Genomic DNA, 19,753 nt, shown 5'->3' on the forward strand with positions numbered 1-19,753 from the left:
CTTACGAGACCAATGCAGCCTCTTGGTAGATTGCGTTTACAAGAAGATCATAACACTAAAAAAAATTATGAAATTGTATTCAGAACCAAATGCTTAAAGAATGGAATGAATTGCAGTTAAAATCGCATAATTTGTCGAAACTCTTTTACTTTGCTCCGGCTTACAGGAATCTCAGCATTAAAGTCCTTAAGATGAATTATATAGGTTTGGTTAAACCAAGGGACGATTTCACGGATTTTGGATAAATTCACTGTATAAGAGCGATGGCAGCGAAAAAAAAGATTCTGGGGCAGAGCAGAATGGAATTCTGATATACTCATTGGCATCGTATATTCTTCATGAAATGTATAGACCAGTGTAACCTTTTCGCTCGCCATCGCGTAATAAATATCATTTACATCTGTGACGATTATTTTATCGTTTTTTCGTAAGTTTACTCGGACATCCGTTCCCAGACCTTTGATTGAATCCTTTTTTTGGAAAGACAACTTCTCTTCTTTATCTGTTTGATTTAGATCACGTAAAAAAGAAGCCTCGAGCTTATGCAACATGGAAGCAATCCGTTTCTCATCATATGGCTTGAGGATGTAATCAAAGGCTTCAAGTTCAAATGCCTGGGCCGCATGCTCTTTGTATGCTGTTGTAAAGATAATATAGGGTTTTTTTGCAAACTTACTTATACTGCCTGCCAGCAGCATCCCATCGAGTGAAGGAATGTTGATATCAAGAAAAATAGCATCTGTTTCATTTTCTTGTAAAAATTTTAGGACATCTAATCCATCTTCAAAGCAATTAGTTACTTGAATGCTGCTATATGCATCAATCAAATATTTTAATTCTTCTCTTGCAGGAAATTCATCCTCAACAATGATTGCTTTCATTTTTTCTCCTTTACAATATCAAAATAAACTTCAGTACCCGGGGATAACCTTTTGATGATTAATCCTTTACCATAAATCAATTTAACACGCTGATGTACATTATATAATCCGATTTTCTTTGCAGGAACATCATCGCGGTACAAATTCTTTACCACTTCATCTGCTATCCCTGCTCCCGTATCCTTTACGCTAATACGGACTTTATCACCCAAATCATTCACAGCAATTGTGACAGTACCAGGACCCTTTGTTTTTAGTATGCCATGAATAATTGCATTTTCGACCAGCGGCTGAATAAGCAAACTAGGAAGTTTTATTTTTACGTTTTCAATATCATATTCCACCTGAAGTCTAGAGCCAAAACGAGCCTTTTCAATTTCTATATAATCATGTACCTGTTGTAATTCGTCATGAATATCGATAAATTCATCGCTTAGCTCCAGATTGTAGCGCATATAGCTTGATAAAGTAATAATCAACTCGCGGGCTTTTTCTGGATTACGCCGGGTTGTCGACGCAATGGCATTCAGAGCATTGAAAAGAAAATGCGGGTTAATTTTTGTTTGCAGCGCCTTTAGTTCTGCTTTGTTGGCCGCCTCCTTAATCTGCTCGACACGGGATATCTCCATAAAGGTGGAAAAAATTTGTGACAAACCAATTGCCATCGTTTGCAAAGGATAGGTCATTTTAGAGGCTTTGCGGTAATAAATTTTGAGAGCTCCCGTGACTTCCCCACGCTCTTCAAACGGCATGATGAGCAGGGACTGAATCTCAGGAGTTTGTTGGTCAGCCACATGGTTTCTAATTGTGATTTCACCGCTACGGATCGTTGCTTTCGTTAGATCACTGAGGATTTCTTGTCCTTGCTTATAGCGTTCTTCACCAAAGCCAACATATGCAAGGACAATTTCAGTATCGGTTATAGCCACTGCATCGGCATGAATTTGATCTTTGATGATTGTACAAATTTTTTTCAACGATTCTGTATTGATCGAACGAAAATAAGGCAATGTTTTATTCGCAATGTCCAATGCTAACTTTGCTTGTTTAGCAGCAATCATTTCCTTTTCATCTTCCACACTCATTACCAATAAAACAATCAAGCCGACATTGACTTCGCTTGCAATCATTGGAAAGCCAATTTTTGATACAATATCCAGGCCAAGTGTAAAGGGGTCTGCCATAGCAAGTATCAATAGCATGGTAAGGACTTCGCAGCTCATACCTGCAGCAATCCCGTAAATCCAACGTTGCGATTTTTTTACTTTAAGGTTAATAAACCCGGATGCTATCCCGGCAATAATACTTGTAATCAGGCATGGAACGGATGTTACTCCACCGATATCAATTAAATAACGATGCACACCTGAAACAATACCGGTAATGATCCCTATCCATGGGCCGAATAATATACCCCCGGACATGACAGCGATAATTCTAACATTGACTAAAGAACCTTCTACTTCAATTCCGGTATAGGTTCCAAAAATGGCAAATGAACAAAAGATAAGAGTGATGACGATTCTCTCTGAAAGCGAGTGCTGTTTTTTATGGAGAGATTCTTTAAACCTGGGAACCCTTGTTAAAAAAAACAAGCAAATTAGCAATAGTGCCGCCCGTTCAAAAATATCGATTAGCATTTCTAATGGTGGATTCATCTTAAGTTCCTTTCCAAATGATTATATTTAGCTTATTTTTAGTGTAGTGCAATACTAAAACAAGAAAGCATATGTTTTTGTTTAAATAAAGTGAAAGGGGATATTACTGCAACGAAAAAATATATGATGCTGAACCTGAGCTTCCAATGAGGTAATTGGATGGGATACCAATATTAAGTATGCTGATGCTTTAAAGTTGATTTCAGAAAGGAAGAAGGAAGAAATAAAAGTACCTACAGGGAAGAAATAATATGAGCTTAATTCCCTACTTATTGTTATACCAAATAAAGATTTGAATTGAAAACCTCATTTAGATACGTTACGGTGAACCATATCACAAGTTAAGTATGGTATTTATATATTACGAAATGAATTTGAAAATTATTTATTTTAGGTGAACACTGTACATCAAGTATCTGGCATTACCATTAAGCCACTTTGTGTGCTGTGCGTTACTTAAATCAACTCATAACTAAAATAAATATTTAACTGAAGTATATTTACCAGCATCTTTTCATTATTGAAAATTACATTATGGTACCTATAAAAAAGTTGAGGGGATGATCTAAATCCCCCTCAATCTAAAAGATATGGTGAATCTTTTAAATAATAGGGTATAGCACTTGGTACTGGATATACCACACTATGGTTTTCCAAAATTGTTGATTTATTTCATGAATTTATCAATAAAGTGGCGTAAAACCCCCTTTCTTCAGAAATGGGGAAATAAGCCATGTTTTTTTACTTCCAATTACCAATAGAAATTAGTATAATAAAAATATAGAACAAATGTTCCGGTTGGAGGTGAAGGAAAATGGGACCACACAAAAAGAACATGAAAGAAAAGAAGAAAAAAGAGTCGAAAGGCGATATTGTTATTCGGAAATTTCCGCTCCGTTTAACCGGCGAGGAGAGAAGATTAGTCGATACACTACGTCAGAAAGCAGCGAATCTATGGAATGACTGCTTAGATCTCCATTGGTGGCTATATGATGTATATAAGATTTGGACAAGTGCATCAGAAAAAAAGAAATGGTACAATGCCACCACCCATCAATTACACTCGCAAACGATTCAAGCCATCATCGAGTTACATGAAGAAACATGCAAAAGAACGAGGGAGCTGCGGGCTAAAGGTGAAAAACAGTGGCGATACCCTTGGAAATACAAAAAATTCTTTTCCGTCAAATATAAAAAAGCAGCTATTAAATGCAAGGATAAAAAGCTGCTGTTTAGCAATGGAAAACAACAATCCCCCTTAGTGATCCCTCAACCAAAGCACATTAATTTCCATACAATAAAAAGTGCCGAAATCGTTTGGCACAAAGATCAATACTGGATGCATATAGCAGTGGAAGTACCAAAACAAAAGCAAGTACAAGGTAATAAGGAAGCTGGCTGTGATTTAGGGCTCATACATGCGGCTGTTTTAAGTGACGGAAAAAATCACTTCATTGTCACAGGAAGAGAACTTCGCTCGTTACAGCGCTACAGAAACAAAAGGTTAAAAGAGCTTCAGAAGCTCATTGGCCGGAAAAAGCCAGGTTCGAACAAAAGGCAAAAACTCATTTTGCGTAAACGCCGTTTTTTAGAAAAACTGGAACGGAGAATCGAGTACCTATTGCATACGATTTCGAAAATGGTCACCGATTGGTGTGTGGAAAACCACATTAAAGCACTCTATATCGGAACACCGGATGGCGTTCAAAAGAATACGAAGAAGAAAAAGAAAACAAGAAAAGAAATTCGTCAACAATTGTCCAATTGGAGTTTTGGGCAATTAATTGAAAAAATAACATACAAATTGAACCTTCGAGGCGTCAAAGTCCAACTTGTGGAAGAGTCCTATACTTCCGGTACGTGCCCTTCATGCGGAGAATTCAGTAAACAATGGAATCGAAACTTCCACTGTCCGTGTGGTGCGAAAGGACATCGGGATCTAGTGGGTGCCGTGAATATTTTGGACAAGTCTATCCATAAACAATTCAAGAAAGATCGAGAACTACCTAAAATAGAAGATACAAAGTATCGCCGAGTCCTTTTAACCCCCATTGTCCCGCACAATGGGGCTAAAAGGGCAGTGGCGTAGTGCCTATGATTGGGCTGCGGTATGTGTTTTTCACTACATGTCGTAATGAACTGGAGAAGCATTAAGACCTGGAAGCCCCGGCTGATAGGCGGCTTTGATGAAGGTTTAAAAAAGAATCCCCTGGATTTATCCATGGGGAGAAGTCAATAAAGGGTTGTCAAAGTAAATATTGTATATTATATTTAAATATACAATATATAGTGTTCATGATTGATTGATTAAACTAAATATAGGTAATGACCGATAATAATGGTGTCTGAGAAGACTTAATAGGGAATCTGGTGAAAATCCAGAACTGTACCCGCAACTGTAAGTGCTGACGAAATAAGTATATCCACTGTCTTAGGATGGGAAGGGATTAGAGTAGGAAGAAGCACAAGTCAGGAGACCTGCCATTTTTGTAGCGTATTATCTTCTTCGGGAGTTGGGAAGATGTAACGAGGGTATTCTTACTATTACAGTGATTATTCCACGTTATTAAACCCATCTTCATTGATGGGTTTTTTGTTGTTTTAAATTAAAATTTAACGAACTCTCGAAGACTTGTAGTTAAAGTTACTCAAAGAAATGGAGTAACCGGTATGGGTGAAATACCCGCAAGTATTGCTAGGAATTATGGCTATGTTCGCAGTACGTTTCAAGCAGAATCGCAGAATGCACAGTGTGTTACAGCTAATTGCTGATGGCCGATATATTATTTTCAGAGGAGAATTAATATGATCAAAGAAATTGCATATGATAAACTACTGAATGATTTTGAAGAAATCGTAGGAAGCACCAATCAGGATTTAATTCAAGAAAATGCGAACGTGGACGGAAAAAGCCCGATGGGAATGATGGGCTTATTCGCCTCAACAAGTGCAAAGTTTTATAGTTTAGAAAACTTACTATCAGAAGATGTGAAGCAGGCATATTTAGACGGCTATATTCATATCCATGATTTAGATTTTTATGCCACCGGAACAACAACTTGCTGCCAAATACCACTAGGAAAATTGTTGAAAAATGGTTTTGATACAGGTCATGGGTACATGAGAGAACCAAACAGTATCATGAGTGCACTGGCACTAGCGTCAATCATCCTGCAATCTAATCAAAATCAACAACATGGTGGACAAGCGTTTGCTAATTTTGATTATGATTTAGCTCCTTATGTAAAGAAATCCTTTCAGAAAAATGTTGCATTACTCGAATACGTCAACGCTGATTGCGACATTGAAGCCAAGGCTTGGGAAATGACAGAAAGAGATGTTTATCAAGCCTGCGAAGCTTTCATTCATAACGCAAACTCCATGCATAGCAGAGGCGGTGGTCAAGTTCCTTTCATCTCATTGAACTATGGTTTAGACACTTCAAGAGAGGGAAGAATGGTAGTAAAGAATATGCTGCTAGCAACTCAAAAAGGGCTGGGGAATGGGGAAACCCCTATTTTCCCAATTCAGATCTTCAAAGTCAAAGATGGAATCAATGTAAAAGAAGGGGACAAAAACTATGATTTGTTTAGATTGTCATTAGAGACTACCGCTAAAAGATTGTTTCCTAACTATGTTTTTGTAGATGCTCCTTTTAATCTTGAATACTATAAAGAAGATGATATTGAAACACATATCGCTACGATGGGCTGCCGCACAAGAGTTATTGGTAATGTGAATGGAAAAGAAACGCCCGTTGGAAGAGGAAATCTATCCTTTACTTCGATCAATCTTCCCTTGCTAGCGATTGAATCAGCAAATGTTGAAGAGTTTTTTGAGAGATTAGGGGAATATGTTGATCTAGCAAGCAAGCAATTATATGAAAGATATGTCTACCAATCTAAAAAAACAGCTTCGAATTTTACATTTTTAATAGGTCAAGGTGCTTGGTGGGATGGCGAAAAACTTAACAAACATGCCAAGTTAGGAGAGATCCTTAAACAGGGTACATTATCTGTAGGTTATGTTGGATTAGCTGAAGCACTAGTCGCTCTAATCGGTAAGCATCATGGTGAAAGTGATGAAGCTCAAGATCTTGGTCTAAAAATAGTAGCATTCATGAGAGATAAAATGGATGCTTTAACAGATAAGACAGGCTTGAATTATACCCTGTTGGCAACTCCTGCTGAATCCTATGCAGGAAAAGCTCTTCGTATAGCTCGTAAAAAACATGGCATAATCAAAGGTGTAACCGATAAGGAATGGTTCACGAACAGTAATCATATTCCAGTCGAATTCAAAATTAATGCTATCAATAAGATAAAGAAAGAAGCTCCGTATCATGCTTTAACTAATGCCGGCCACATTACTTATGTGGAGCTAACGGAGGATGCATCTAAGAATATCGATGCATTAGGAACATATGTTAATGCAATGAAAGAGAGTGGTATCGGGTATGGAAGCTTTAATGTTCCTGTAGACAGATGTAATGACTGTGGATACTCAGGAGTCATTTATAACGATTGCCCGAAGTGCGGGAACGATGATGAGCATGCTATTGAGCGAATCCGAAGAATTACTGGATACTTAGTCGGGAGCCTTGAAAAATGGAATAGTTCGAAAACCTCTGAAGAACAAAATCGTGTGAAACATGGGAAACAATCATGAAGATCATGAATATTGATACCGATTGTACAGATAATGGTACAGGCATAAGAACAACTATATATGTATCGGGCTGTACTCATTATTGCGAAGGGTGTCAAAACCCATCTTCTTGGAATGCTTTTAACGGGCAAGATTATGAGATTGATGAACTCACCGAAATCATAGAAGACAATTCTCTTGCAGATGTAACAATAAGTGGGGGAGATAGCCTTACCTATCAGTATGAAGATACATTGAATCTGGTTAAAGCAATTAAGCAGCGAACAATTAAAACCGTATGGCTTTACACTGGCTATCGTTTTGAAAAACTACTTGAAGAAAAAAAGGACATCCTATCGTTTGTCGATGTGATTATTGATGGCCGATTTGATATCTCCAAAAAAGATTTAAATCTACTGTTTCGCGGATCATCTAATCAACGAATAATTGATGTACAACGTAGTATAAATGAAGACAACATCATTCTTTGGAGAAACGGCCAGTATATATAATACTGAACACTGCTGCTACTGTTCAATCTGCGATTACTAATCATGTCATGTGGAGTGTGTCTCACAACTCGTTTTAAAGAAAGGCAACTAACCGACGTTGCCTTTTATATAAACTTCATATGATTGAATATTTTTACAATTTATTCACGATAATAGAGAGGAAATTGGAAACGAACATTGAATGACTAAAGGAGAAATATTTTTATTAAAAATAGGAGGTAATCATGGGAAGATTAGTTCATTTCGAAATTCATGTGAATGACATGGAGCGGGCAAAGAAGTTTTATGGAGAGGTATTCGGATGGTCATTTCAAGATTGGAGTGATTATGCAGGAATGCCTTACTTTGGAGCAGTGACTGGCGATGAAAATGAACCCGGGATCAATGGTGCTTTGATGCAGCGTCAAAGTGCTCCGCCAGAAACAAACCAAGCTTTAAATGCATTTGCTTGTACAATGGGAGTGGAAAATTACGATTCAACGGAAGCTAAAATTATTGAGAATGGCGGCAAGGTCGCAATGCCCAAATATGCCCTGCCTGGAATGGCGTGGCAAGGATACTATATAGATACCGAAGGCAATATATTCGGAATTCACCAACCCGATGTAAATGCCAAATAGAATCTATTGGTGAATAAAAGCATGAAATCACAAGACACGGCAGGCATGCTTGAAAATGTACGCACTATCTGTCTTGCATTGCCCGAAGCTGTTGAACATATCGACGGTTTCGGCCACAATACTTTTAAAATCAATAAAAAATCCTTCGTTGGTGTTTCCTGACCGTAAATTAACGGACGCTCAGTTGCAAGCGATTAGGGATGCGAAAGATTATGCCAATACAATGAATATTAATAATAAGCCAGTAGAACTTGTGATTACAATCCTAAATTGATTTTTAACGAGGGATACAACCTATGGATTTCAGTGTGGGAGTTTACAAAAATATCAATAACAATACCCTTATCTTGGTGCCTGATGGTTTTAACCAGGATGGGATTCGATGCAATATCAATAAACCAGCTATGTTAAAAGAACCATACAAACCAGCTTTAATTGGAGAGAAGCTGAAGGAATGCTTTAAAATTACGATTAATCATCAATATACGGATGAATATATGAAAGTCATCGTAACTAGACTTGTTACAGGGGAGAAAAATGATAAAAAATTTGTGAAAAATCATTTATTTCAATTGGTTTTCTTTAACAAAGATAATGGATTTGAGTTTGAGGCTAAAATGGTAAGCAAGGATGGCCGTGGATATACTCTAAAACCTAATACATCAGCATTGGTTTTAGACGAAAAAGCCAGCGACACGGAATTAGGGGAAGCTGTTTTACGGACCTTTGAGACCTGCAAATTGATTTAGGTACTCTTTTCCTAGTGAAATATTTTTCGCCAAAGATAGAAAGGTTAAATAATAATCCCGCTGCTATTTGTATTCGCATTGGGATTTTAAAACGTAGACAAAATAATGAAGAAGATGGAAAAGAGTAAGGTGTGCAATTCTATGAGAATTAGAAGATTGTATTATAATAAAAACATTGGCTTAGTATGCAGATAAAAACGTAGATTTTATTAACGCTAACATTTCGAGCCTTGCAATTAATACACCAATATAGTGTAATAATCAACCCAGTCTTTGGACTGGGTTTTTATCTTTTATATAAAATGCTTGATATAACAAAAATCAACCACCTTCTGGGTGTGACAGGGACCGCAAATCTTTAGGTGCATGAACTTAGTGAAAGTATGAACAATTTCTGAACATAGTTATAATAGATAAAAATAGAGGACAGGTGTCCTTTTGGGTGTATAATTCTCGAGATATAATTTGATTAAAGGAGGAGATATAGTATGGAGGATTTGATAGCAGCAATTGATATGGCGCCAAAGCCTCAAAAGGCTTATTTGAAGCAATTGTTTAAACACATCCCCATATCTAGTCGTTCCTGTCGTATTGTTGAAATGAAAGCGAGTACAAAATTTGTATCGGCAAACGAACCCTGCAATGCAATTTGGGTGTTAGTTGAGGGGCGAGTAAGAGCAACGGAAGAGCAAATTTCAGGTGATGTCTATGTTTTTACCGAGTTCCAGGCCCCGGAGTTGTTCGGCGAAATGGAGGGATTTGCAGGAATCTCTTATTACAGAGTAACTTTAGTGACTGTCACGGACTGTAAATTTATCGTCATGCCGATGAACAGCTTTTTAAACTGGATACAGAATGATTCGGAGGCGTTGTTTTTACGAGTACGTTCTCTTATGAGCCGCACTCTGGAAGAGACAAAAAACAATCATACCTATTTGTTTCTTGACGGATTCGATCGCCTAATGCTTTATATGACACAATATTATCGAAAGCATGCAAAAAACAAAACATGCATTTTGCAAATCAAAAGACAACAGATTGCAGAGGAAACGGGTTTCAGCACCAAAACAGTTAACCGATCTATCAGAAAGCTTTCAGACAACGGGTTAGTTACATTAGATGGAAGAAAAATCATCATATCCGAAAGACAATACGACCAACTTTTAGAATTGATTGATAAAAAGATAAGCCATTAATTCAGTCAAAGTAAAAGAAGGAGTGTAAAGTATGACTAACGTTTTAGAAATTGTCACATCAAGAAAACTGACCTACGAGCAGAAGGTAATGTCACTTGCACATGCTGCAGAAGATACTTTGTCCATTATGAATATTCCAGAGAAAGCCAGATATTATTTTGATATTAAGGCAATAGATGATCTGTTTGAGGGGCATGCGCCTTATCGCCCGCGCTATATTATGCCTGATTATGAGAAGTTTATTAAAAATGGCAGCGAGTTTTTACGGATTAGTCCACCTGAGGATTTGGATGAATTGTTGAACTCCTTAATGATTCTTTATAGGCATGTTCCGTCTATTACGGGATTCCCGGTTTATCTCGGTAACGTTGATAAGCTCATTGAACCATTTTTGGAAGGTGTTAGTGATGAGGAGGCAAAGAAAAAGCTTCGTTTATTTTTAAATTTCCTAGATCGCACTATTACCGATTCTTTCTGTCATGCTAATATTGGTCCGGAGCCAACTCGTGCCGGGAAGTTAATACTGGAGTTGGAAAAGGATTTACAGAATGCAGTTCCTAACTTTACGCTGAAATATGATCCGGATATTACTCCTGATGACTATGCAGAACTAGGAATTTACACTAGCTTATTCTGTGCCAATCCTGCCATATGCAATCATAAGGTGCATAAGGAAACCTATTCATCTGATTACGGTATCTCTAGCTGTTATAATATTTTGCCAATTGGCGGTGGTGCATATACGCTTTCCCGTATCACTCTGCCTGGACTTGCAAAGGTTGCCACAAGTATAGATCAATTCTTAGATCAGCTGCTTCCAGATTGTCTGCTGGAATTGGGAAATTACATGAATCAACGTGTGAGTTTTTTGGTTGAACAATCTGGGTTCTTTGAGACTTCTTTCCTTGTTAAGGAAGGGTTAATCCATCCGGACAATTTTATTGGTATGTTGGGAATTACCGGTCTGGCTGAGTGTGTAAATCTTCTGATGGGGGATAACGGCAAACGCTATGGACACGATGTCGAGGCTGATAATCTTGCTGATACAATAATGACAATTATTTCAGATTTTGCCGAACAGTTCCCTGCCGTGTATTCTAAAATATCTAATGGTCGTTTTATGCTTCATGCACAGGTTGGTATGGATTACGATCTAGGAATCACTTCAGGAGTGCGGATCCCTGTAGGTGATGAATTGAAGAATGTTTACGATCATTTGCGTCATAGCTCACGATTCCATAGGCTCATTACGACTGGCTGCGGAGATATTTTCCCATTTGAAACCACTGGTCGAAATAATCCTGGTGCTATTCTTGATATTGTAAAAGGAGCATTTTCATTAGGTGCAAAATACATTAGTTTTTACGAGGAGAATAGCGACTTGGTGCGTATTACCGGTTATTTAGTAAAACGCAGCGAGATGGAAAAATACCGAAATGAGCAGGTAGTTCTGCAAGGTACTACACATCTTGGTGCCCCAAATTACGATCATAACCGTCTTGAAAATCGAAAGGTGAGGGGAGTATGACAAGGGCTCCTGTAAACAAGATAATCCCCTTAAGCCTTGTAGATGGGCCGGGTAATCGTACTTCTATATTTTTGCAAGGATGCAACGTATCCTGTGCCTATTGCCATAATCCTGAAACTCAAGCTGTATGCAATCACTGTGGCATTTGTGTAAGCGGTTGTCCTTCTGGTGCATTGACGATCGTTGGCAGCCGTGTAAAGTGGGACCCTGAAATATGTACGCTCTGCGACCAATGTATTAAAGTTTGTCCCACTTTTGCCTCACCGCGTGTGAGAAGTATGAGTCCAGAAGAGGTCTTTCAGGAGATTCAAAAGAATATTCCGTTTATACGAGGGATTACTGTATCGGGAGGGGAATGTACCCTTTACCCTAATTTTTTGAAGGAACTGTTTGCCATAGCTAATGAAAATGGACTTACATGCTTAATTGACAGTAATGGTACGACAGATTTCACCCGCTTTCCCGAATTAATGCAGCTTTGCAATGGTGTCATGCTGGATGTGAAGGCTTGGGATGAACAAGTTTACAAAAAACTAACTGAGGGTCCTACTAATTCTATCGTTAAGAAGAATCTTCAATATCTTGCAGATTGTAACAAATTAGAGGAGTTACGAATTGTGTGCCTGCCTGGCGAGGTTGACGCGGAAGCCGTCATCAGTGGAATTGCGCAGACAATTGGTGAAAAAGCTTGCAGCGTGAGGTTAAAACTTATTAAGTTTAGGCGTTATGGGGTAAAGGGGCGTTTACAAAATACTCCCTCTCCAGACGATATATATATGGAGAAACTTTTGCAGCTCGCTGTCGGATTTGGTTTCGAAAAGGCCGTCATAGTTTAATAGTAAGCTGTTGTAGAATATCCTTATCAACATTTTTAAGTTCAGAATAAAAATAATTAATTGAATATTCTGTTTTATTTTTAATGCCCATAAAAAATATTGCTTCAGCACCGAAGCTCATTTGGAGGAAGAAATGACTGTTAAATCACGGCTTAAAATTATGATGTTTCTTCAATTTTTCATTTGGGGATGTTGGCTTGTTACTCTTGGCTCGTATATGATCAATCATTTACATTTTACTGGTATGCAAGTTGGGCTCGTTTATAGCTCAACAGGGCTTGCTTCACTTCTTATGCCAAGTCTAGTTGGTATTATTGCAGATCGTTGGATAAAGGCAAATAGATTATACGGAATTTGCCATTTTCTTGGTGCAATTGCCTTATTTACAGCTGCACGGATTTCAGACCCTGATCTCATGTTTTGGGTGATGCTTTTTAACGCAATGGTTTACATGCCGACGATTGCTTTATCTAATACAATTTCATATTCAAGTCTGGAAAAAGAAGGACTTGATGTAACGAAGGATTTCCCATCTGTTCGTGTTTTTGGCACAATTAGTTTTATTCTTGCCATGTGGACAATTAGTCTTGGGAAACTGGAGTTAAGCAACGTCCAGCTATACATTGCTGCTGGAGCTTCGGTCTTACTTGCGCTGTATTCATTACTATTACCTGACTGTCCAACATCAAATGTCAAAAAGGACAAGTCGTTAGTAAGTCTTTTGGGACTAGATGCTTTTGTATTATTTAAACAAAAGAGAATGGCGATATTTTTCGTTTTTGCTATGCTGTTAGGTGCTGCCCTGCAGATAAACATTACATTTGGCGACCCATTCTTACATGACTTTGCGTTAAACCCTGCCTATAAAGATAGTATTGTTGTTAAATATCCAGCGATTTTATTATCAATGGGACAAATTTCAGAAGTATTCTTTATTCTTGCCATTCCATTTTTCTTACGGAAACTTGGGATTAAGAAGGTAATGTTGCTGAGTATGGTGGCTTGGACATTACGCTTTGTTTTCTTCGCTTATGGAAACCCATCTAGCGGCGGCTTCTTCTTATTGCTATTATCAATGATTGTGTATGGTGCGGCATTTGACTTCTTTAATATTTCCGGATCTATGTTTGTAGAAAAAGAAGTGGATCATCAAATTCGTGCAAGTGCACAAGGCTTATTCATGACAATGGTCAACGGAATCGGTACTTATTTAGGTGCTGTTATTAGTGGAAAAATAGTAGATTATTTCACAGTTGATGGAGTGAAAGACTGGCAAAATATCTGGTTAGTTTTTGCAGCGTATACAATCATTCTCGCAGTGATTTTTGTGGTAAGCTTTAAATACAAAAATGACCGTGATGAAATGGAAAATGTAAATGCAGCTGCGTGATCGGCTAATCTTTATCATGTTAGTTCTGTTAAAAGTGGAAGGGCGTAAATATTACGAATGTAGGCGTTTTCGAGTAACTAATATAAATACAGATTTCTAAGTTGGAATTAAGGTAAGTTTTTCTCCCAAGTGAGTATCCCTTCATGTCACATGGCATGAAGGGGTATTTTTTTAACAGAAAAAAAGTTCATAGATTTTTCTACATAAAATTACATTTATATTACATTTCGACAGATTCATTGTTTTTAGGCCATTTGGAATATAAACTAGTAATATATTAGGAATCGAAATATTGATAGGTAATAAAAGGAGATCTGTAATGATAAAAAAATCATTAAAATATACTGTATCGGCTGCCGTCCTCGCCACTATGATTCAAGTAACACCTACTTTTGCAAGTCCAGTAGAGTCACCAGTGACAAAAGGACAAATTGATGCGACAAAAGGACAAATCAATGACTTTGAAACAAAGGTTCAACAATTAGACAACCGAATCGCCTTATCAATGGAGAAAAGTGATAAACTGAATAACCAAATTAAAATACAACAAGGAAAAATTGAAGAAACAGAGGCTGAAATTGAAAAAGCCAAAAAGTCATTAGACGCTCACAAAAAGGTTTACTCTGAACGACTAAAAAGCATTCAATCAGAGGGAAAACTGTCAATCGCTACATACGCTGAAGTTTTGCTTTCATCTGAAAACTTTTCTGAGTTTGTAAATCGTTTTAGTGCGATTTCACAAATTATGGAAAGTGACACTGCCTTGCTGAACGGTTTAAATGACAAACAAGAAGCGTTAAAAGAGGCTGAGGATAAATTACAAAATGAATTTGATAATTTAAAAACGAGCCAGGATGAATTAGCTGCTGAACAAAAAAAGATTGAAGAAGATAAACAAGCAGTTGAAAAAGAATTAGCAGATGCGAAAAACAAACTACAAGACCAAGAGGGTCAATTGGCTCAACAAGAGCAAGAGGCAGAGCGGCAGGCTCAACAGCAGCCTCAACAGCAATCTCAACAGCAATCTCAACAGGCATCTTCAGGAAAAAATGTTTCAAACTCAACACCACCTACAGGTGCAGCTAGTCTACCAGATTCTAACGCTGCTAGTGCGGTCATTGCGTATGCTAAACAATTTTTGGGCGTTCCTTACGTTTGGGGCGGGACAACGCCAAGCGGATTTGATTGCTCCGGATTCACTTCATATGTGTTTAGAAATTCAGTTGGCATTAGTCTCCCACGAGTGTCACGAGACCAGCAAAATGTTGGAACAAGAATTTCTCCGAGTCAAGTACAACCAGGAGATTTAGTATTCAGGGGTTCCCCTGCCTATCATGTCGGTATTTATATTGGAAACGGGCAATATATACATGCTCCGCAAACGGGTGATGTTGTGAAAATTGCTTCTTATAATCCGTCTGCTTTTTCTAGTGCTGCTAGAATATTGCATTAATGGCAGTAATTTTTTGAAGTGTATACTTAAATAGTGAAGACCATACAGAAGCAAAAAACATATACAGATCAATTCAAAATAATTATATAACCCACCAACATTCCATGTGTTCCACATACACTTTGGATGTGTTGAGTGAGTATCAAGTCTTATTATTAAATTGTATTATTAAATTGTATTATTAAATTGTAGCTCAACTTTAAACATTCGCTTTCATAATAGACGTTTCGTATGTAATAAAAAGTTTTCGCAAAGTAACTGCCGAAAAATTTAAAAAGTAAAAGCAAGACAAAACGAGACGAATTACACAAATTCCTAACCGAAGATCAAAGGGAGCTAAGCCCTTGAGACCTTCGGTTTTTTTCTGTAGAATGAGAAAAAAACGAAATAAAAGAGGAAATAAGGATGAAATTTTCAAAGTTAAGTATTTTAGTGCTATTTAGCATAATTATAGGAGGAATTGTAGGGTTATTGACATGGGGTTTTTTAGCTGTTACTTCTTTTACAACTCACTTTTTATGGGATACCTTACCAAATGCACTTCCTGTTAAAAATTGGACCATATTACTGTGTTTAGTTGGAGGTGTTCTGGTAGGTTTATGTCAAAAGTACTTTGGTAATTACCCGCGTCAAATGGAGGATGTATTAGCAGAATTCAAGGAAACTAAAAGAGTTGATTATAGGTCAGTACATAAAAGTACATTAACTGCACTGTGTGTTCTTTCTTTTGGAGCCAGCCTTGGTCCAGAAGCGGCTTTAGTTGGTATAATAGGAGGTCTTTCTACATGGGCAGGAGACAATATTAAATCTTTAGTTAAGAAAAAATCAGTTTTAAATGAGTATGGAGAAATAATAACTGAGTATAGTATTGAGGCTACAATTGGCATGATTTTTAGAGCACCACTATTTGGAGCTACTACCTTCTTTGAAGATAAAAAAGATTCAAGACGTTTAAAGCTGATAAAAATGATTGTATATTCAATAACTACTGTTGCAGGGTTTGGTGTATTTATATTTTTAACAAATATAGATTACAGAAAAATTTCTTTAGTTGATTTTGGTTCAGCAGTAGTAGGTAAAAATGAAATTATCGCCATAATACCACTTATCCTTATAGGATTATTATTTGCTATATTATATGAGTTTTTTGGAAAAATTCTTCATAAAGTATTTAAACCACTTGAAAATTATAAAGTAATAAAAGCCGTAATTGGTGGATTAGTATTAGGGTTAATAGGTACTATTCTTCCTACAATGTTATTTTCAGGGGAGCATCAGCTTACAGAATTACCAGCGGAATGGAAACATATGTCGATTTATTTATTGTTGCTATCTGCTATTGTAAAGTTATTCATAACAGAATTTTGTTTAGCTAGTGGTTGGCGTGGAGGACATATATTTCCTGTTATTTTTGCAGGAGCAAGTTTAGGATATGGAATGGCATTGTTATTTCCAATAGATCCAGTAGCATCCGTTGCAATTGTCACTACTTCACTCACAAGTGGAATAATGAAAAAGCCAATAGCAGCTGTATTGGTTTTAATCATTCTATTCCCAATAAAACTAATTATACCAATGATAGTAGCAGCATATTTGCCAATATATATATTAAAGTACACGAATAACTTAACGCAAAAATCATATTAATGCTTATTACTATCAGGTTTCTATCAAAACACATGTAGTGTGTATCTTGAAATTCACTTATAAGATACAACTGAAACGGGAGAAAGTATTGAAACTTGAAAAGTTCGAAGGAGATTCGTTAGTCTTTTTATTTTCAAAGCATTGTGTGACTTTGCAACATGCAAGATATCAATGGAACTTAAAGAAGATGACCCCTGTAGAATACAGAAATCATCTTCTTTGTGTGACCTGTCCTTTTTTTAATGTCATTTCAAGGATACATTTTACTTTGGCGTTGTCTTGTTACGTTGCTAGTAACGGATTAACAAAGTTGAATTGAATATGAACTTCATTTTTATTATAAAGTTCCTGCTGTAATTATGGCGGAATTAGCATTGATTCTTCCAAATTGATATAATGTTCCAGAACCAGGTACGTCATCTGTAGACGATTCTATTGCCTGGCGTATTGTTTGGTTGCTCAATAATGGAAAAGTTGCCTTTATCAAAGCTGCAAGGCCTGATACAAATGGAGCAGCTTGGGATGTTCCATTTAAAGAGCCAAAATTTATGCAGTTAAGGACATTCGCATGGGTTGGACATGTTGAAAAGATGCCTACACCTGGAGCAGCAACATCAACTCCATCCCCGAAATTCGAAAAAGATGCTTTTTGGTCGTTCTCATCCGTTGCAGCGACACTGATCACATTTGCATATGCAGCAGGAAACGATGGTGTATCAGTGTTATCATTACCAGCTGAAGCAACTACTACCACTCCTCTTATATTAAAAGCATGATTTACTGCGTCTTCTAGAGCTTGTGACCCTCCTGGTCCTCCAAGGCTCATATTGATGACGTCTGCTCCCGTGTCTGCTGCATCAACGATTCCAGCAGCAATCATACTAAATGGGCCAGTACCATCATCACCTAATACTTTTATATTCCAGAGATTCCCTGAGTTAAAGCTTGTCCCAGCTCCAAATACGAGATTATTCGTAATAGCTCCAGCAATTCCAGCAACATGTGTACCATGACCAAAAAGATCATCAGTAGTTAGTGAGTTTGAGAAATTGGCAGTTCTAGTGATTTTAGCAGCTAAGTCTGGATGATTTGGGTCAATGCCTGTATCAAGAATGGCTATATTGATATCTTGAGATGTAATTACAGCTCTACACCATGCCTCTGGTGCCATTATTTTTTCAAGACCCCATTGTAAATCGAATTCGGGATCATTAGGAATAATTCTTCTACAACCGTGAGCATGAGCAATTTGATCAATTTCAACATAACGTACATTCGTGCTTGCAGAATATTGGGTTAAATAGAAACCAACATTTTGTGCAGGTACAGTTACAACCTCTGCATGTATCTGGTCTATTGCTTGGACTAAAGTTGCTCCCATCATTTTGTGAACTTCTTTGCGTTCTTCCTTTGTAACATTTGGGTAAAACCCAACAATTAAACGTTGATCTGTATTTGCCAAATAAGAACATCTCCTTTAAATAGAATATTTTTTTAAAGAATGGGGAGAAAATATTATTCTTGAGATTCGTCAAGTTCAAAAATTGGAAAAAAGGCCTCTTTTATAAAAAAAAATCCTCTAATCGATTTAGTTGTCATGTCTAACCCTCTCATTCCTCTTCTATTAATAAATTCAAATTGAATTACATTGGTGTGGACAATCTTTACACATTTTAAAAATGGGTTCATGAGTATTCAATTAGGATAGGGGACGATGTCTAAGCTCCACACCGATACGAGTGGTCCTCCTTTCTTTCATTTCGGACCAGTCTCAGTCTAGGCCGAGCCTACCTTTAAATTCTAATAATTTCACATAGAGTTTTTGAAAGTGAAAAATTAATATAATGTGCAAATAGCAAGGAATTCTCTTGGGATTCACCTGCTTTTTCTTCTTTTTCTAATAATGCTCCAGTAAAATATAGACAAAAGGATAAAGGAAAAGAGAATTTAGCTATGGCTGAAAAAATTGATTATAAAAAGACGTTTAAAAGCTTTTACTTGCCGAAAGCAAAGCCTGAAATAATTGATGTACCGAAGATGAAATATATCATGATTAGCGGGACTGGCGATCCAAACAGTGAGGAATTTGAAAAAGCAGTGGAAGCGTTATACGCTCTGAGTTATGCGGTGAAAATGTCTTACAAAACGAAGGATGTCCCTCCAGGCTACTACGAATATACAGTTTTTCCTCTTGAGGGAATTTGGGATTTAATCGATCCATCACTATCGGAAAAAGATAAGCACAACTTCAAATACACGATTATGATTCGCCAACCCGATTTTTTAACAGATGAATTGTTTGAAAAGTTCTTAGCACACACCAAAAAGAAAAAGCCAAACCCATATCTAGAAAAAGCAGTTCTTGGTGAAATGACCGATGGATTGTGCTGTCAAATGATGCACAAAGGCAGCTACGACGATGAGCCTGAGAGCTTTGCTAAAATGCAGTTATATTGTAAGGAGCAAGGATATATTCGAACCAATAAAACCCATCGAGAAATCTACTTATCCGACCCCAGAAGGACGGATGCCGCTAAGATGAAAACGGTTTTAAGATTCAATGTTGAAAAATCGATATAAACTAAGGGTCAGCACCAGTATTACTAGAATTTATAAAATAGACGGCATAACCTAGC

The 19,753-nt window shown here is 37.2% G+C and carries 16 protein-coding genes and 1 riboswitch; of the genes, 13 read left to right on the forward strand and 3 right to left on the reverse strand.

The window, feature by feature from the left end:
* Positions 1-116: 116 nt before the first annotated feature.
* Positions 117-881, reverse strand: coding sequence for a LytR/AlgR family response regulator transcription factor (locus QNH20_RS03020; RefSeq protein WP_283921455.1), 765 nt, complete (start codon positions 879-881; stop codon positions 117-119).
* Positions 878-2,539 carry a sensor histidine kinase gene (locus tag QNH20_RS03025; RefSeq protein ID WP_283921456.1) on the reverse strand — a complete coding sequence of 554 codons (1,662 nt, stop codon included), beginning with the start codon at positions 2,537-2,539 and terminating at the stop codon, positions 878-880. The genes QNH20_RS03020 and QNH20_RS03025 overlap by 4 nt, the downstream gene beginning before the upstream one ends.
* A gap of 814 nt (positions 2,540-3,353) precedes the next feature.
* On the opposite strand from QNH20_RS03025, the gene QNH20_RS03030 reads away from it, so the two are divergent.
* From QNH20_RS03030 to QNH20_RS03085, 12 genes are all read left to right on the forward strand, one after another.
* Positions 3,354-4,628 (forward strand): RNA-guided endonuclease InsQ/TnpB family protein, encoded by a 1,275-nt coding sequence (locus tag QNH20_RS03030; protein ID WP_283921457.1) that lies wholly within the window; start codon positions 3,354-3,356, stop codon positions 4,626-4,628.
* Between the two features lie 233 nt (positions 4,629-4,861).
* Positions 4,862-5,039, forward strand: a riboswitch (cobalamin riboswitch).
* 305 nt (positions 5,040-5,344) lie between these two features.
* Positions 5,345-7,207, forward strand: coding sequence for an anaerobic ribonucleoside triphosphate reductase (locus QNH20_RS03035; RefSeq protein ID WP_283921458.1), 1,863 nt, complete (start codon positions 5,345-5,347; stop codon positions 7,205-7,207).
* Complete coding sequence (nrdG, locus tag QNH20_RS03040; protein ID WP_283921459.1) at positions 7,204-7,698, forward strand: anaerobic ribonucleoside-triphosphate reductase activating protein; 495 nt, start codon at positions 7,204-7,206, stop codon at positions 7,696-7,698. The genes QNH20_RS03035 and nrdG overlap by 4 nt, the downstream gene beginning before the upstream one ends.
* Positions 7,699-7,922: 224 nt before the next feature.
* Positions 7,923-8,318: a VOC family protein gene (locus QNH20_RS03045; protein ID WP_283921460.1), complete on the forward strand. Its 396-nt coding sequence runs from the start codon at positions 7,923-7,925 to the stop codon at positions 8,316-8,318.
* Between the two features lie 21 nt (positions 8,319-8,339).
* Complete coding sequence (locus QNH20_RS03050) at positions 8,340-8,480, forward strand: hypothetical protein (protein ID WP_283921461.1); 141 nt, start codon at positions 8,340-8,342, stop codon at positions 8,478-8,480.
* Between the two features lie 134 nt (positions 8,481-8,614).
* Positions 8,615-9,067: a hypothetical protein gene (locus tag QNH20_RS03055; protein WP_283921462.1), complete on the forward strand. Its 453-nt coding sequence runs from the start codon at positions 8,615-8,617 to the stop codon at positions 9,065-9,067.
* Positions 9,068-9,555: 488 nt separating this feature from the next.
* Positions 9,556-10,263 (forward strand): Crp/Fnr family transcriptional regulator, encoded by a 708-nt coding sequence (locus QNH20_RS03060; RefSeq protein WP_283921463.1) that lies wholly within the window; start codon positions 9,556-9,558, stop codon positions 10,261-10,263.
* A gap of 31 nt (positions 10,264-10,294) precedes the next feature.
* Entirely contained in the window at positions 10,295-11,791 is a 1,497-nt protein-coding gene (locus QNH20_RS03065) for a YjjI family glycine radical enzyme (RefSeq protein ID WP_283921464.1), read from the forward strand.
* On the forward strand, positions 11,788-12,627 hold the full coding sequence (locus tag QNH20_RS03070) for a YjjW family glycine radical enzyme activase (RefSeq protein WP_283921465.1): 840 nt from the start codon (positions 11,788-11,790) through the stop codon (positions 12,625-12,627). The genes QNH20_RS03065 and QNH20_RS03070 overlap by 4 nt, the downstream gene beginning before the upstream one ends.
* Positions 12,628-12,760: 133 nt before the next feature.
* Positions 12,761-14,017: a nucleoside permease gene (locus QNH20_RS03075; RefSeq protein WP_283921466.1), complete on the forward strand. Its 1,257-nt coding sequence runs from the start codon at positions 12,761-12,763 to the stop codon at positions 14,015-14,017.
* 319 nt (positions 14,018-14,336) lie between these two features.
* Positions 14,337-15,470 (forward strand): C40 family peptidase, encoded by a 1,134-nt coding sequence (locus QNH20_RS03080; RefSeq protein WP_283921467.1) that lies wholly within the window; start codon positions 14,337-14,339, stop codon positions 15,468-15,470.
* Between the two features lie 405 nt (positions 15,471-15,875).
* Positions 15,876-17,117 (forward strand): chloride channel protein, encoded by a 1,242-nt coding sequence (locus QNH20_RS03085; RefSeq protein ID WP_283921468.1) that lies wholly within the window; start codon positions 15,876-15,878, stop codon positions 17,115-17,117.
* Positions 17,118-17,454: 337 nt separating this feature from the next.
* Here the strand turns inward: QNH20_RS03085 and QNH20_RS03090 are convergent, their stop codons facing one another.
* Positions 17,455-18,579, reverse strand: a complete 1,125-nt coding sequence (locus QNH20_RS03090) for a S8 family peptidase (RefSeq protein WP_283921469.1) — start codon at positions 18,577-18,579, stop codon at positions 17,455-17,457.
* A 491-nt stretch (positions 18,580-19,070) separates the two neighbouring features.
* Between QNH20_RS03090 and QNH20_RS03095 the strand changes: the two genes are divergently transcribed.
* Positions 19,071-19,697 (forward strand): GyrI-like domain-containing protein, encoded by a 627-nt coding sequence (locus QNH20_RS03095; RefSeq protein WP_283921470.1) that lies wholly within the window; start codon positions 19,071-19,073, stop codon positions 19,695-19,697.
* Positions 19,698-19,753: the final 56 nt, after the last annotated feature.

The sequence above is a fragment of the Neobacillus sp. WH10 genome (assembly GCF_030123405.1).
Classification (GTDB): domain Bacteria; phylum Bacillota; class Bacilli; order Bacillales; family Cytobacillaceae; genus Neobacillus.

Bases quoted from the DNA above. Each gene is read 5' to 3' on its own strand.
- QNH20_RS03020 (WP_283921455.1), bottom strand. From the start codon at position 881: ATGAAAGCAATCATTGTTGAGGATGAATTTCCTGCAAGAGAAGAATTA.
- QNH20_RS03025 (WP_283921456.1), bottom strand. From the start codon at position 2,539: ATGAATCCACCATTAGAAATGCTAATCGATATTTTTGAACGGGCGGCA.
- QNH20_RS03030 (WP_283921457.1), top strand. From the start codon at position 3,354: ATGGGACCACACAAAAAGAACATGAAAGAAAAGAAGAAAAAAGAGTCG.
- QNH20_RS03035 (WP_283921458.1), top strand. From the start codon at position 5,345: ATGATCAAAGAAATTGCATATGATAAACTACTGAATGATTTTGAAGAA.
- nrdG (WP_283921459.1), top strand. From the start codon at position 7,204: ATGAAGATCATGAATATTGATACCGATTGTACAGATAATGGTACAGGC.
- QNH20_RS03045 (WP_283921460.1), top strand. From the start codon at position 7,923: ATGGGAAGATTAGTTCATTTCGAAATTCATGTGAATGACATGGAGCGG.
- QNH20_RS03050 (WP_283921461.1), top strand. From the start codon at position 8,340: ATGAAATCACAAGACACGGCAGGCATGCTTGAAAATGTACGCACTATC.
- QNH20_RS03055 (WP_283921462.1), top strand. From the start codon at position 8,615: ATGGATTTCAGTGTGGGAGTTTACAAAAATATCAATAACAATACCCTT.
- QNH20_RS03060 (WP_283921463.1), top strand. From the start codon at position 9,556: ATGGAGGATTTGATAGCAGCAATTGATATGGCGCCAAAGCCTCAAAAG.
- QNH20_RS03065 (WP_283921464.1), top strand. From the start codon at position 10,295: ATGACTAACGTTTTAGAAATTGTCACATCAAGAAAACTGACCTACGAG.
- QNH20_RS03070 (WP_283921465.1), top strand. From the start codon at position 11,788: ATGACAAGGGCTCCTGTAAACAAGATAATCCCCTTAAGCCTTGTAGAT.
- QNH20_RS03075 (WP_283921466.1), top strand. From the start codon at position 12,761: ATGACTGTTAAATCACGGCTTAAAATTATGATGTTTCTTCAATTTTTC.
- QNH20_RS03080 (WP_283921467.1), top strand. From the start codon at position 14,337: ATGATAAAAAAATCATTAAAATATACTGTATCGGCTGCCGTCCTCGCC.
- QNH20_RS03085 (WP_283921468.1), top strand. From the start codon at position 15,876: ATGAAATTTTCAAAGTTAAGTATTTTAGTGCTATTTAGCATAATTATA.
- QNH20_RS03095 (WP_283921470.1), top strand. From the start codon at position 19,071: ATGGCTGAAAAAATTGATTATAAAAAGACGTTTAAAAGCTTTTACTTG.